This window comes from Cysteiniphilum halobium (assembly GCF_003574425.1).
Classification (GTDB): domain Bacteria; phylum Pseudomonadota; class Gammaproteobacteria; order Francisellales; family Francisellaceae; genus Caedibacter; species Caedibacter halobius.
Map to the genome: position 1 here is coordinate 1 of NZ_QLIU01000099.1, position 1,244 is coordinate 1,244.

Sequence of the window (1,244 nt, forward strand, 5' to 3'; positions counted from 1 at the left end):
TTTTAATGAGGTGACCCTGACACTCAGCGGGAATTGCTGAAGTTCTATTCAAAGTATGGTTAAACCATTAATGAATGACTTTCATACGAATGCAACGGGGATAGGGATTGTTTCTGGTAGTTACCTGTATGCGTATGTACTTATGCAAATACCAACAGGTATTTTAATGGATACTATAGGCCTAAAAAGACTTTTTGTTTTAGCTGTATCTATTTGTTCAATAGGCTTAATAGCTTTTAGCATGAGTCATAGTGTTGAATCAGCGTCTATATCAAGAGCAGTTATAGGTGCTTTTGCAGCAGCATCAACCATTGTTGGTTTTGGAGCAGTTTTACGATATTTTCCAGTAGTAGCAGCCCCTGTCTTAATTGGCTTAGTTCAATTCTCGGGAAATATTGGTGATATGATTTCAGGATATCCGATTGCATCAATGGTTCATAATATTGGATGGAGAACTACTTCAATTATTATTGCTATCATTGGATTAATTGTTGTTATTTTAGTTGCATGGAAATTACCAAATTTAAAAAATACCGAAGCTAAAGCTATTACTTTCATAGCCCAAATTAAAAGTTTAAAAAATACATTTAAAAAACCTCAAGTGTGGGTTTGCATAGGTTTTGCCTTTTTTATCTGGACTCCTGTTCAGTTATTTGCAGGACTTTGGGGAACATCTGCCATAGCATTGCAATACCATTTAACAACGGAAACAGCTGCAGGTTATGTATCAATCACTTGGCTGGGAGTTGGCATTGGTAGTATCTTAATTGGTATTATGACTAACTTTTTGAAGTCTTATCGCATACCACTAATCATATTTACAGCATTTGGGTTAATCTTTTCATTTTTCCTTTTTGGTTATGTTATGCTACCACTATGGTTATTACCTATTGTATTTTTCATCTATGGTACTAGCGCGTCTGGTCAAGCACTCAGCTTTGCTGTTTTAGGTCGATTAATCCAGAAAGAAAATATAGGTATCATGACGGCTGTAAACAATATGTCTGTCATGTTAAGTAGTGCAATACTTGATCCAATTGTTGGGGTATTAATTGATAATCACGCAAGTCATCATTTAAATAATGCTAGTACATATACCGCTAGTGATTTCAATTATGCTTTTTCTATACTTCCTATGATGTTTATCATTCCATTACTTTTAGCCTTTGTTATGAGAGTTAAATATCAAACTAATGACAATAAATTAACTAGTTGATGTATCAAGTCTCTGTACACGAAGAAAA

At 34.2% G+C, this 1,244-nt stretch carries 1 protein-coding gene; it reads left to right on the forward strand.

All coding sequences use genetic code 11. From position 1 onward, the window contains the following. The first annotated feature begins 55 nt into the window (after positions 1-55). Positions 56-1,216, forward strand: coding sequence for an MFS transporter (locus DNK85_RS11065; protein WP_119329608.1), 1,161 nt, complete (start codon positions 56-58; stop codon positions 1,214-1,216). Positions 1,217-1,244: the final 28 nt, after the last annotated feature.

Bases quoted from the DNA above. Each gene is read 5' to 3' on its own strand.
- DNK85_RS11065 (WP_119329608.1), top strand. From the start codon at position 56: ATGGTTAAACCATTAATGAATGACTTTCATACGAATGCAACGGGGATA.